The 11419-nt window shown below is 64.6% G+C and carries 12 protein-coding genes; 4 read left to right on the top strand and 8 right to left on the bottom strand.

Going from position 1 to position 11419, the window contains the following annotated elements:
- Positions 1 to 114: 114 nt before the first annotated feature.
- The 3 genes from mvk to fni are packed head-to-tail and all read left to right on the top strand — an operon-like array spanning position 115 to position 3051.
- Positions 115 to 1065 carry a mevalonate kinase gene (gene mvk, locus ACYVRZ_RS00610; RefSeq protein WP_461223898.1) on the top strand — a complete coding sequence of 317 codons (951 nt, stop codon included), beginning with the start codon at positions 115 to 117 and terminating at the stop codon, positions 1063 to 1065.
- Positions 1062 to 2018 (top strand): diphosphomevalonate decarboxylase, encoded by a 957-nt coding sequence (mvaD, locus tag ACYVRZ_RS00605; protein WP_461223896.1) that lies wholly within the window; start codon positions 1062 to 1064, stop codon positions 2016 to 2018. The genes mvk and mvaD overlap by 4 nt, the downstream gene beginning before the upstream one ends.
- Position 2019: 1 nt before the next feature.
- Positions 2020 to 3051 (top strand): type 2 isopentenyl-diphosphate Delta-isomerase, encoded by a 1032-nt coding sequence (fni, locus tag ACYVRZ_RS00600; RefSeq protein ID WP_461223894.1) that lies wholly within the window; start codon positions 2020 to 2022, stop codon positions 3049 to 3051.
- 49 nt (positions 3052 to 3100) lie between these two features.
- Here fni and ACYVRZ_RS00595 read toward each other — a convergent pair whose 3' ends face one another.
- The 6 genes from ACYVRZ_RS00595 to ACYVRZ_RS00570 form a co-directional block, all read right to left on the bottom strand.
- The gene (locus ACYVRZ_RS00595; protein ID WP_461223892.1) at positions 3101 to 4438 is read right to left on the bottom strand and encodes an RsmF rRNA methyltransferase first C-terminal domain-containing protein; all 1338 of its coding nucleotides are present in this window, start codon (positions 4436 to 4438) and stop codon (positions 3101 to 3103) included.
- Positions 4425 to 5387, bottom strand: a complete 963-nt coding sequence (locus ACYVRZ_RS00590) for an ABC transporter permease (RefSeq protein WP_461223890.1) — start codon at positions 5385 to 5387, stop codon at positions 4425 to 4427. The genes ACYVRZ_RS00595 and ACYVRZ_RS00590 overlap by 14 nt, the downstream gene beginning before the upstream one ends.
- A 15-nt stretch (positions 5388 to 5402) precedes the next feature.
- The gene (locus tag ACYVRZ_RS00585) at positions 5403 to 6134 is read right to left on the bottom strand and encodes an SAM-dependent methyltransferase (RefSeq protein WP_461223888.1); all 732 of its coding nucleotides are present in this window, start codon (positions 6132 to 6134) and stop codon (positions 5403 to 5405) included.
- A gap of 49 nt (positions 6135 to 6183) precedes the next feature.
- The gene (locus tag ACYVRZ_RS00580) at positions 6184 to 6528 is read right to left on the bottom strand and encodes a metal-sulfur cluster assembly factor (RefSeq protein WP_461223886.1); all 345 of its coding nucleotides are present in this window, start codon (positions 6526 to 6528) and stop codon (positions 6184 to 6186) included.
- 9 nt (positions 6529 to 6537) lie between these two features.
- Positions 6538 to 6747 (bottom strand): 2-hydroxymuconate tautomerase, encoded by a 210-nt coding sequence (locus ACYVRZ_RS00575; protein ID WP_262314676.1) that lies wholly within the window; start codon positions 6745 to 6747, stop codon positions 6538 to 6540.
- 582 nt (positions 6748 to 7329) lie between these two features.
- The gene (locus ACYVRZ_RS00570) at positions 7330 to 8232 is read right to left on the bottom strand and encodes a YitT family protein (RefSeq protein ID WP_461223884.1); all 903 of its coding nucleotides are present in this window, start codon (positions 8230 to 8232) and stop codon (positions 7330 to 7332) included.
- Between the two features lie 212 nt (positions 8233 to 8444).
- Between ACYVRZ_RS00570 and ACYVRZ_RS00565 the strand changes: the two genes are divergently transcribed.
- Positions 8445 to 9854: a C69 family dipeptidase gene (locus ACYVRZ_RS00565; RefSeq protein WP_461223882.1), complete on the top strand. Its 1410-nt coding sequence runs from the start codon at positions 8445 to 8447 to the stop codon at positions 9852 to 9854.
- A 45-nt stretch (positions 9855 to 9899) separates the two neighbouring features.
- On the opposite strand, the gene ACYVRZ_RS00560 is transcribed toward ACYVRZ_RS00565, so the two are convergent.
- Both ACYVRZ_RS00560 and ACYVRZ_RS00555 read right to left on the bottom strand, forming a co-directional pair.
- Positions 9900 to 10694 (bottom strand): Nif3-like dinuclear metal center hexameric protein, encoded by a 795-nt coding sequence (locus ACYVRZ_RS00560; protein WP_461223880.1) that lies wholly within the window; start codon positions 10692 to 10694, stop codon positions 9900 to 9902.
- Between the two features lie 9 nt (positions 10695 to 10703).
- Positions 10704 to 11396, bottom strand: coding sequence for a tRNA (adenine(22)-N(1))-methyltransferase (locus ACYVRZ_RS00555; RefSeq protein WP_461223878.1), 693 nt, complete (start codon positions 11394 to 11396; stop codon positions 10704 to 10706).
- Between the last annotated feature and the right edge of the window lie 23 nt (positions 11397 to 11419).

Below are 11419 nucleotides of genomic sequence, written 5' to 3'. Positions count from 1 at the left end.
GTCGAATTTGACAATGCCTTAAGTTTACCATACGTGCCTAGTTGAACCCGGGCCTTTGCGGTATCATTATAAGAAGTTAATCTGCCGGTCCCGCCGGCGCAAGGAGCGATTCGCTTGAATTCTGCAACAGGAACCAGTTTTGCCAAAATCATTCTGATCGGCGAACACGCCGTCGTCTACGGCCAGCCGGCCATCGCCTTGCCGGTGCCGACCATCCACCTGACCGCCGCGCTGACGCCGCGCGGTGACGCCGCTCAGCTGATTCACACCAGCTACTTCACCGGGGCCTTGAGCGACTCGATCGCCACCGACTTTGCCGGCATCGCGAGCCTGGTCACGGCGCTTTTGGCCCATTTTGATGCGGCCAACCAGGGGTTTGAGCTGACCATCCAAAGCCAGCTGCCGGCCGAACGCGGCATGGGGTCCAGCGCCGCCACTGCCACCGCCATCATCCGGGCGTTTTATGCGGCCTTTGCGACGCCTTTGGACCGCCCAACGCTGCTGAAGTGGGCCGCCGTGTCCGAAAAGGCGATCCATGGCAACCCCAGCGGCCTGGATGCGGCGACCACTAGCGCCAGCGTGCCGCAGTGGTTCGTGCGGGGCCAGGCGCCGACGCCGATCGCCTTTCCGGCCGCCGGCAGCTTGGTGATTGCCGACACCGGGTTGCTCGGCCAGACCAAACGCGCCGTGGCCGCCGTCGCGGCGCTGCGTGAGGCCCAGCCGGCCCAGTGTTCGGCGCATCTCACCGCCATCGGCGCCGCGGTTCGCCAGGTCGCCTTGGGGCTGGCCCAGTCGGACCTACCAAGCCTCGGCGCGGCGCTTGACACCGCCCAAGCAGAGCTTGCCGCGCTGGGCGTCAGCGCCCCCGCCTTAGACCGCCTGATTCAAGCGGCCAAGGGCGCCGGGGCCTTGGGGGCCAAGCTGACCGGCTCGGGCCAAGGCGGCTGCATGATTGCCCTGGCCGCTACCCCGGCCGCCGCCGCGCGGATTGAGGCCGCCCTGCAAGCCGCCGGGGCCACCCAGACCTGGCGCCACGATTTTGCCGAAAGCGAGGATCCCGCATGACACTGGCTCGCGCCCACACCAACATCGCCTTGATCAAGTACTGGGGCAAAAAAGACGCCCGGCTAATCCTGCCTTACACCAGCAGCATCTCGCTGACGCTGGCCGACTTTTACACCGACACCCGCGTGACCTTCGACCCGACGCTTGGCGAGGACCGCTTCACGCTAGACGGGACGGCCCAGCCGACCACCAAGGTCACCCCCTTTCTCGACTTAGTGCGTGACCTGGCCGGTCGCCACCAGTTCGCCAGCGTCAGCTCGGTCAACCACGTACCGACGGCCGCCGGGCTGGCCAGCTCGGCCTCGGCCTACGCGGCCTTGGCCCTGGCCGCCAGCCGCGCGGCCGGGCTGCGTCTGACGCCGCGGGAGCTGTCGCGGCTGGCGCGGCGCGGTTCGGGGTCGGCCAGCCGCTCCCTGTTCGGCGGCCTGGCGATTTGGCACCGCGGCTTCGACGACGCCTCAAGTTTCGCCGAAGCCCTGCCTGCCCCCCAACTGGACCTGGCCATGGTGGTAGTTCTCATCTCCGCTAAGGCCAAGGCCAAGGCCTCGCGCAGCCTGATGGCCAACACCATGGCGACCAGCCCCTACTACCCCGCCTGGGTTGAACACAATCAGCAGGCCTGCGAGCGGATGCTTCGGGCACTGGCCGCAAGCGACTTTGAACGCATCGGCGAGCTGACGGAGCAAAGCGCGATGCAGATGCATGCCGCCATCATGGCCGGCGACCCGGCGTTCACCTACTTTCAGCCCGAGACCCTGGCGGCCTGGCAGACCGTGCAACAGCTGCGAGCGGCCGGCGTTTTGGCCTACGCCACCATGGATGCCGGCCCGAACGTCAAGGTGCTGACGCTGGCCGCCCACGTCCCGGCCGTTGTCGCCGCCTTAACCCCGCAGTTTGCCGGGCGGCTTTTGACCACCCACCCGGGGCCGGCCGCCACCGTTTTGGAGGATTAACATGACCCAGTCGGTTCAATCACACCGCAAGGACGAACACGTCTTCTTGGCGGAAAAATACTTCGCACCGGCGGCCGCTGCCGGCTTCGATCAGGTGCGACTATTGCACAACCCGCTGCCCGAAACCGCGGTCGAACAAGTCTCGTGTCGTCCCGCCCTGTTCAACTGGCGCTGGCCGTTTTTCATCAACGCGATGACCGGCGGCTCCGCTCAGACCAAGGCGCTGAACGCCCAGCTGGCCGCCGTGGCGCAGGCCTGCGACCTGGCGATTGCCAGCGGCTCCCAGTCCGTGGCGCTGCGCGAACCAGGCCTCGTCGACACCTTCGCCGTGCTGCGGGAGCAGGCCCCCACCGCCTTCATCATGGCGAACCTGGGGGCCACGGCGGATTTGGCCGCGGTGCAGGCGGCCGTCGCCGCCATCGGTGCCGATGCGATTGAGATTCACCTGAACACCGTCCAGGAAGTGGTCATGCCGGAAGGCGATCGCGACTTTCACTGGCTGGCGAACCTACACCGCCTCGTCAAAGGCGCCGCGGTGCCGGTGGTGGTCAAGGAGGTCGGCTTTGGCATGACCCGCGAGTCGCTGGCTGCGCTGGCCGGAATCGGCGTTCAAGTCGTCGACCTCGGCGGCCGTGGCGGCACCAACTTCGTCACCATCGAAAACGCCAGGCGCCCTGACCGCGATTACGCCTACCTCACAGACTTTGGCCAGACAACCGTGGAGTCGCTGCTGGAGGCCCAAGGCTGTGGCATGGCGGTGATTGCGACCGGCGGGATTCGCACCCCGTTGGACGTCGTCAAGGCCCTGCGCCTCGGCGCCAGCGCCGTGGGCATCAGCGGCCTGATTCTCCACTGGCTGATTCAAGACGGCCAGGCCGCGACCATCGCCCGGCTGCGCAACTGGCAGGCCCAGCTGCCGGCACTACTGGCGATGCTTGGGGCAAGCGACCTTCAAGCCCTGAACCGGGTGCCGGTGGTCCTCAGCCCCACGCTTGAAAGCTACGCCAGACAGCGCCAGCTGCCGCTGCCGTAACGCCAAAATGGCCCTCCCCGGACGATTGCGGGGAGGGCCATTTTGGCGGTTAAAAGCGCAGCCCCTTGGGGAATGCGTTCTTGATGGTGCCGTTGACCAGCTTGCCGATGGCAAAGGCCTTGTCGTCCAGGGTCAAAAGCACCGTCAGCTTGCCGCTCAGACCCGGCCGCGCCAGTGTCTCACCGTGGCAGTAGCTGGCGTATTCGGCGGCACTGACCGGCACCACGGACCGAAAGGCCTGCGGCGCAAGCGCCGTGGCCAGGCTGTGGCTGGCCTCGAAGCGATTCTTCTTGAACGTGCCGAGCTGAAGCCCGGGGCGAATCACGCGCAGCCGCGACAGGTCCGGCGCGTCAAGCGGCAGCGCGTAGAGCTGGTCGCGCCAGGGCCAAAGTAGCCGATCGGCCAAAGGCGTCGTCAGGCTCGCCTTTTCGAACGCCTGCCAGCTCGCCTTGTCAGCTGGGCTCAGCCGACTTGGCTGGGCCGGGCCAACCGGGCGGCGCGACTGGCCTTCGGGCTTGCGAAATTTCGCCACAAAGTGCCCCTCGCCGGCCAACAGCTGCGGCCACAGCCGAGCGGTTTTTTCCAGGTCGGGATTGCCGTTGGCCCATTCTGGCCGGCCATCGGCGATGCCGGCGGGTTTGGCAATCGGCTCAAGCACCCAGCCCAGCGTGGCGACGGCCCAGGCCGCAATCTGCTCGTCTTCTTCGGGGGCGAAGGTACATGTCGAGTAAACCAGGGTGCCACCCGGCCGCAGCATGGTGTCGGCCTGGGTCAGGATCTCCTTTTGCCGCGACGCGCAGGTCGCCGGGTAATCGGGCTGCCAGTACTGCATCGCGTCGGGGTCCTTGCGAAACATCCCCTCGCCGGAGCATGGGGCATCGACCAGAATGCGGTCGAAGTAACCCGGCAGCGCCTGGGCCAAGCTCGCGGGGTCGTTGTTGGTGACCACGGCGTTTTGCAGGCCGAAGCGCTCGACGTTGGAGGCCAGGATCCTGGCACGGCCCGAGTTGATCTCGTTGGCGATCAGGACGCCTTGGTTTTGCATGAAGCTGGCCAGGTGCGTGGTTTTGCCACCTGGGGCCGCACACAAGTCGAGCACCCGCTCGCCCGGGTTCGGCGCGACCGTGGTGCCGACGAACTGGGCGCTTGGCTCCTGGCTATAGACGTACCCGGCCACGTGGTCGATGCCGTGGCCCGCCACCTTGCCGTAATGCCCCCAGGCAGACCAAGGAATCGCGGGCCCGGTGACCTCAAGCGCCGCCTTGGGCCGCAACGGGTTTGCGCGGAAGCCGTGTTGCACCGGCTGCGTGAATGTTGCCAAAAAGGCCGGGGCACTGGCCCCCAAAAGTGTCGTGTACTTGGCTGCAAAGCCTTCAGGCAATGTCATCTGCGTCGTCCTTTCCTGCGTTGTGCCGGGTCCAAAACCACAGCGCAAGGGCCCCAACGGCCCAAAGCGCAACGGCAAAACCCAGCATCCGGGTCTTGTCTGTCAGGTAAAACCACCACCACGACCCCGCGACCCCAACGGCGGCGGCAATCGCGCTGTGGCCAAGCGCCCGGGTGAAGAGGCTGCGAGCGTAGCGCTGGCGCATGGTGGCGTCAAGGCCTTGCGGCAGCCCCACGTGCATCAGCCGGGCGGCCAAGGCGGCCAGCACTACCGCGCCGGCCACCAGGCCAACGCTGCGCAGAATCGTCAGGCCGACCTCGGCCCACCAGGAGCGGTTGCCGGTGGTGTCGTAGCTGTAGGCGTGCCAGCTCACCCCGAGCAGCTTGCCCAGCTTGGTGCGTTGGGCGGCCAGGTGCTTGCCGTCGACGTAAATGGTGGTTTGACTGAGCCGCACCGCCGGCGTCGCCTTGCCGCTGACGTTTTGAAAAATCACGCGGTTAAGCGGGCTGGTTCCGCGGGTCGCGACCACCCCAAGGACCGGGACGAAGCCGGCCTGACCCTTGAGGTACTGCTGGCTGCTGCCGGTGTACAGCGGCTTGACGGCCTGGCCGACCACCACCACCGGCAGTGCCGAGCGCAAGTCGGCGTCTGAGAACCACTGGCCCGAGCTAAGCGGCAGGCTGCCGTAATCGCCGTTGGCGTAGAGCAGCCGGCGGTTGGCGCTGACGCGAAACTGCACCTGCAGGTCGGCCAAGTTGGCGGCCGCAAGCTGCTTGGCGGCCGCGGTCACGGTCGTGGTTTTGGCCGAATGCCCCACCAAGGCGTTCTCCGACAGGCCGTAGTGGTCCAGCCGGTCGGCGTATTCGGATTGGTCGTGCAAAGACCAGATCCAGCCGGCCAGCACAATCAGGCCGATCCACAGCAGGTCAATGATCACGAATCGCTTCATAGTTTCTCCTTTGGGCTAGCGCATCAGGTACAACCGCTCGTTGATCGCGTCAAACCGCGGCAGCGCCCGGTTGACCGTCAGCAGCCGGCGGTCCGGCACGAACTGGGCGAGCTGCCAAAACAGCGTGCTGTTGGTCGCACCGCGCCGCTCGCCAATCACAAACAGGCGCAGCTGGGGAAACGCCCGGCGCAGCGTCAACAGGAAGCTGGCGTCGCTCCACTCGTTGTCCGGCGACCACGCCATCACCACCGCGTCGACCTGATCGCCGTAGCGCCACAGGGCCGCGCTGGCCCCGGCTTGCTGCAGCGGCACCAGCGGCGTTTGGCCCGTCACGTTGTGGCTCACCCAAGCCAGCGGGTCCGTGGTGATCACCTGGTTGCCAACCTCTTGCAACCCGCGCGAGACGTAGCCGTTGCCGGCCGCAACCTCCAGGTAGCGCAGCGGGCCAAAGGCCGCCTGCCAGCTGGCAAAAAAGTCGCGCTGCACAAACGCCCACATGCCGAAGTGATAGGCGATGTACTGGCGAAAGTGGCGGGCCAAGTGGTCGAATGCCTGAAGCCGCCGGGCGACGCCCTCAGGCTCCCCCAGCCAGGTCAGCGGATCAAGGCCAAGCGGCGGCAGCGCGGTCTGCGGCAGCCGCTGGGCCTGAACCGCCCGGCGCCAGTCGCGCATTGCAGCGACTTGCGCCTGCAGCGCCGGCTGCTCACAGGTCGCCGCCAATTGTGTCACGTGTTGCCAGTAATCCATAGGGCCTCCCATTCGGTCTCAGCAAAAAGGCCGCCAGCGGCGGTCTTGATCAGTGAATGCCCAGCGCCATTTTGGCGTAGCGCGTCATCCGTTCCGGACTCCACGCCGGGTACCACACCAGGTGAATGTCAACTGACTCGATGCCGTCGATGGCCAAAAGCGCGTGGTGGATGCTGTCGTCCAGGATGTCCGTCAACGGACACCCCATCGTGGTCAGCGTCATCTCGATGTCGCAGTGGCCGTTCTCGTCCAGGTCGACGCCGTAAATCAGCCCGAGGTTGATGATGTCGATGCCAAGCTCGGGGTCGATGACCAACTCAAGCGCCGCCACGATTTTTTGCTTCATGTCGGCGAAGTAGGCCGCTTCCTCCGGGGTCTGTGTGTCTTCTGCCATGGGCCCCTCCTACTCGTCTGACTTCAACACGCCGCCGACTGCGTAATGTTCCTTCGCCATTTCGTTGAGCACAATGTGGATGTGTTCCTTGGGGGCCCCGGTGTTCTTGGCAATCGCCGTGGTCACGTCGGCCACCATCTGGCGCAGCTGCTCGGGGCTGCGGCCGGCAATCAGATCAATGTGTACTAAAGGCATAGTCGTCTTCCTTTCGTTCGCCACGCAGGCTAATAACGATTCTATTATCACACATTCGACCGGGGATGACTACCGCAAACTTGCCGAGCAGTGACCACAACCGGCTCCGCCGGCACCGGCCAGACAAAACCGCCGCAACGTGATTGTTGCGGCGGCCGCGCCGAAGCCACCGGCGATACATATCCCGGTGGCCTTGGCGTATTTGGTTAGGTTGCTGGCTTCATCTTGCCAAAGTGGCTCACCACCGCTCTCGTCGGGACCGCAGCTACCTCGCGTTGCGAGTAGGTCCCAGCTTGGTGCGAGCGATGGGGCGGAAAAGTCCTTTACCCTGGTATCTCCTCCTAAGGCGGCGGAGTTGCACTAAAACGCGTACGTTTGAAAGCCGTGTGGCTCAACACTGCGGCTTGGCATGGGCTGGGTACTAGAGGCGCTTGCGCTCCGGATCGTTCCCCTATGCGGCAGAGGTGCCAGCGCTGCGGCCGCAGCGCCATCCCCGCACGTGACTGATCATTCGAGTGTAGCTTAACACCCGACCAATTGGTCGTCAAGCAAGATGCCTCGCCGGTTTTCAGGCAAGCAAAAGGCCGCGGTTTCCCGCGGCCCGGGCTACTTTAGCGCGGCCTTGCGCTTGGCGTCTTGCTGCTCGGAGGTCAAAAACTCCCCGACCACGTCGACGGTGTTCAAAATGTCGATGAAGGCGGCGTGATCGGCCTCAAGCGTCGCCTGCGTCAGGTCGTACAGCTCGTAGCGCGTGATCACAATCATCAGCGTAGTGTTCGGCCGCCCCAAAAACCCGCCGCGGCTGGGCATCACCGTGATGCCGCGAATCAGCCGGGCCCGAACGGCGGCGACCACCGCGTCTTGCTTCTCCGTCACAATCATGGCCGTGATTTTCTGGTTGGATGTGTGAATCGCGTCGACCACCCGCGTCATGCAGTATATCGAGATGATTGTGTACAAGGCGCTTTCCCACTGGACGCCAAAGCCTGCGACCAGCACAATCGCGAAGTTGATGGTGAACAGCAAGGCCCCCACCGTGCGGCGCGTGGTCTTAGCTAGGTACATCGACAAGATGTCCAGACCGCCGGTGGAAAAGCCAAACCGCAGCGCGATGCCGACACCTGCGCCGGTCAGCACCCCGCCGAAAATCGCGTTCATCAAGGGGTTGGTCGACAAGGCATGCACCGGCAGGAGAATCGCCAGCACCGAGATCATCACGGTGTTCAAGAAGCTGAAGGCGGTGAAGCCCCGCCCGAGCTTGCGCCAGCCGAGGTAGGCCAAGGGCAGATTCAAAAGCAGGTTGAACCAGCCGGCGACGTCGTGGTGGGTCACCCCGATGGCCTGCAAGAAAATCGAAATCAGCTGGGCGACCCCGGTGGCGCCGGCCTGAAAGACCCGCGCCGGAGTGAGAAAGAAGTTCAGGGCGACGGCCGTCAGCAGTGCGGAAACCACCGCGACCCCCAACCGGCGCAGCGTGTCGTGATCATCGTAACGGGTAAGTGTCGCCATTGCGAATTACTCCTTTTATGTCTATGATTCATAGACAAATATTTATGATTTATAGTCTGGCCGCAAGCGGAAAATGCGCAAACTCCCCTAGAATACACGCTGGGTTGTGGAATTAACAGCCTTCTGCGCAACTTTTTGCTACAATAAGGGCAGACCCCGGTCGTCTGTTCACGAAACGCGAACAGACGGCCAACACTGAAGGAGGAATCTGCATGACCCGCAGTTCATGTACCAGCATTCTGATCGGCAAAGGCGCCAGCGCCGATGGCAGCGTGATGATCGGCCGCAACGAGGACAGCAAGGCGGCTTGGCCCAAGCACGTGGTGGTTCATCCGGCGCGAACCGACGACGCCCCACGCACGTTCACATCCAAGGACAACGGCTTTACGATGCCGCTGCCGACTCGCGCCTTGAAGTACACCGCGACGCCGGAATGGACCGACCAGTACGGTGTGTTTGAGGAGGCCGGCATCAACGCGGCCGGCGTGGCGATGAGCGCCACGGAAAGCGCCTACGCCAACCCCCGCGTTCTGGCCCACGACCCCTTTGTGGCCGACGGCATCATCGAAGAGGCGATGGTGACCGTGGTGCTGCCTTACATCCACGCCGCCAAAGAAGGCGTGTTGCGCCTTGGCAAAATCGTCAGCCAGCACGGTACCGGTGAAGCCAACGGCGTCTTGTTCGCCGACCACGATGAGGCCTGGTACATGGAAATCGGCAGCGGCCACCACTGGGTCGCCCAGCGCATTCCCGACGACTGCTACGCCGTGGTCGCCAACCAGCTGGCGATTCAGCGCGTGTTGCCGGATTCACCGGACTTCCTGTACGACGCCGGCCTGTTCGACTTTGCCGCCGAACACCACCTGTGGGAACGCGGCACCAGCTTCAACTTCCGCCACATTTTCGGCACCACCGGACCGTTCGATCACACCTACAACACCGCTCGGGTTTGGGATGGCCAGCGCCGGCTCAGCCCGTCGCGCGAGGCGACGCCGCTGGACGACAACCTGCCGTTTTGCCTGCAGCCGGACAACCCGCTGTTCGTCGACGACGCCTTTGCCGTTTTGAGCGCCCACTTCGAGGAAACCGAGTACGACCCGGCCGACAGAAGTGCCGCTCACAACCGGCGCTTCCGCCCGATCAGCCTCGCCCGGACCCAAGAGGCCCATGTGCTGCAGCTGCGGCCCGACCTGCCTTACGAAATCGCCGACCTTCACTGGACGGCGATGGGCGTCGCCGCGCAAAGCCAGTTCGTGCCGTTTTTTGCCGGCACCACGACCACCCCGGCCGACTACCAGCGCGGGGCCCTGCCGGCCAGCCTCGATTCGGCCTACTGGCAGTACAAGCTCGCCGGCGTGTTGATGGATGCCCACTTCAAGTACTTCGCCAATGACTTGAACAACGTCCAGCAGGCCACCCACGCCAAGCTGTTGGCCAACATCGCCGCCACCGATGCAGCCAGTGTCGGCTGCGACAAGGACGCCTTGGCGACGCTTGCGACGCAGGCCACCGCGGCCAGCGCGGCCATCAGCAAAACGGCCTGGCAGGCCTTCACCATGCGGTTGTTGGAGCGGTCCACGGACCTCAGCCCGTTGAACTTCACCACCGATCCCAACCTGTAGCCACTCAAAAGGCCGATGCGTTGTCGCACCGGCCTTTTTGGTCGCCTAGCAAAACGTGAAGGGATCGGTGTTGCGCTGGGACGCCAGCACCTGCACCGGCCAATTGGCGGCCTGGGCCCATTGAATCAACAGCTCTCGCACCGCATCCTTCATGATCGATTCGACGTGGTGGCCGGGGTCGATCACCGGCAGCCCCGCGGCCAGCATGTCGTGACCGGTGTGGTAGTACACGTCGCCGGTCACGAACACATCGGCCCCGGCGGCCAGCGCATCCAAGTAGCACTTGCCTCCGTCACCGCCCAAAACCGCCACGCGGGAAACCGGCACGGTCAGGTTAACGGCCACGACCCGCAGGCCGCGCAGGCCGAACACGTGCTTGAGCTCACGGGCAAAGTCGCCCAGGGGCTGCGGGTGCAACAGGTCGCCGATGCGGCCCATGTTCGCCAGGTCGCCACTGGCCACGAAGGGCTGCACGTGCTGCAGCCCCATCGCCGCGGCCAGCCAGTCGTTCATCCCGCCGGTCGCCCGATCGAGGTTGGTGTGAGCCGCGTAGACCAGAATGTGGTGTTCGATCAGCCGCGCGTACATGCGCTTTTGCGGATCGGCGAAGTCGAGGTTTTGAATCGGGCGAAACACCGCCGGGTGGTGGGCGATAATCATGTCCACGTTGTTGGCAATCGCCTCTTCCACCACCTCCGGCCGCACGTCAAGCGTCACCATCACCGTGTGAACCGGGGCGGTCGCGTCCCCAATCTGAATGCCCACCGGGTCCCCTGGCACCGCCAGGGTCTTGGGGGCGAACTGCTCGAGGCGGTCAATAATCGTCTGGCCTGTCAGCATGTCTCTCTCCTAACGCTCGGCCTCGAACAAGGCGAGCCGGTCGGTCTCTTCTTCCTTCTTGGCCGAAAGCGCCTGGCTGGACTGAGCCAGGCTGGCCAGCACCGCCTGCGTCTTTGCGATGCGATGGTCCAATTCCTTCAAAAACAGCGGGCTGCGCCGCTTGCGCAGGACCGGCCCCAAAATCAAGTCGGCCTTGGTGTACGGCACCTCCGGCTTGGTCTGGCCAGCCACGATGATCGGGTAGACGTGGCCGCCGTCTTCCAGCAGGTCCTCGTCCAGGATACCGAACTCATGGGCCGCAAGCCATGTCCGCACCGTTTCGTCGTCGCGGTTGGGCGCGAGCACCAGGGTTTCCGTGCCGTCGAGTCGGTCCAACCCCGCGGTCAAAATGTCCTGAATCAGCAGGCCGCCCATGCCGGCGATGAAAATGGTGTCGATGCCATCGGCGGCGGTGAGCCCCGCCAGGCCGTCCGCCTGCCGCACCGCAATCGTCTTTTCCAACCCGTTGGCCGCCACGTTGGCCGTGGCGATGGCCACCGGCCCGGCGCCGATGTCCGAGGCGACGGCGAAATCGATCAGCACGGCCTGAGCCAGCTGAATCGGCAGGTAGGCGTGGTCGGTGCCGATGTCGGCGATGCGGCGGCCGTCGCCCAAGAAGTTGGCGATGTGCTGAAGCCGCGGTGACAGGTGAATTTTTTCCATGACAGTTTTGCTCCTCATCTTTA

It is taken from the genome of Lacticaseibacillus suihuaensis (assembly GCF_054785075.1).
The sequence above is the reverse complement of the archived record's forward strand: the minus strand, read 5'-3'. Positions and strand labels throughout refer to the sequence as shown.

Excerpts from the sequence above, each read along its gene's own strand:
- ACYVRZ_RS00585 (WP_461223888.1), bottom strand. The coding sequence starts at position 6,134 with ATGGATTACTGGCAACACGTGACACAATTGGCGGCGACCTGTGAGCAG.
- ACYVRZ_RS00565 (WP_461223882.1), top strand. The coding sequence starts at position 8,445 with ATGACCCGCAGTTCATGTACCAGCATTCTGATCGGCAAAGGCGCCAGC.
- ACYVRZ_RS00560 (WP_461223880.1), bottom strand. The coding sequence starts at position 10,694 with ATGCTGACAGGCCAGACGATTATTGACCGCCTCGAGCAGTTCGCCCCC.
- fni (WP_461223894.1), top strand. The coding sequence starts at position 2,020 with ATGACCCAGTCGGTTCAATCACACCGCAAGGACGAACACGTCTTCTTG.
- mvaD (WP_461223896.1), top strand. The coding sequence starts at position 1,062 with ATGACACTGGCTCGCGCCCACACCAACATCGCCTTGATCAAGTACTGG.
- ACYVRZ_RS00590 (WP_461223890.1), bottom strand. The coding sequence starts at position 5,387 with ATGAAGCGATTCGTGATCATTGACCTGCTGTGGATCGGCCTGATTGTG.
- ACYVRZ_RS00555 (WP_461223878.1), bottom strand. The coding sequence starts at position 11,396 with ATGGAAAAAATTCACCTGTCACCGCGGCTTCAGCACATCGCCAACTTC.
- ACYVRZ_RS00580 (WP_461223886.1), bottom strand. The coding sequence starts at position 6,528 with ATGGCAGAAGACACACAGACCCCGGAGGAAGCGGCCTACTTCGCCGAC.
- ACYVRZ_RS00570 (WP_461223884.1), bottom strand. The coding sequence starts at position 8,232 with ATGGCGACACTTACCCGTTACGATGATCACGACACGCTGCGCCGGTTG.
- ACYVRZ_RS00595 (WP_461223892.1), bottom strand. The coding sequence starts at position 4,438 with ATGACATTGCCTGAAGGCTTTGCAGCCAAGTACACGACACTTTTGGGG.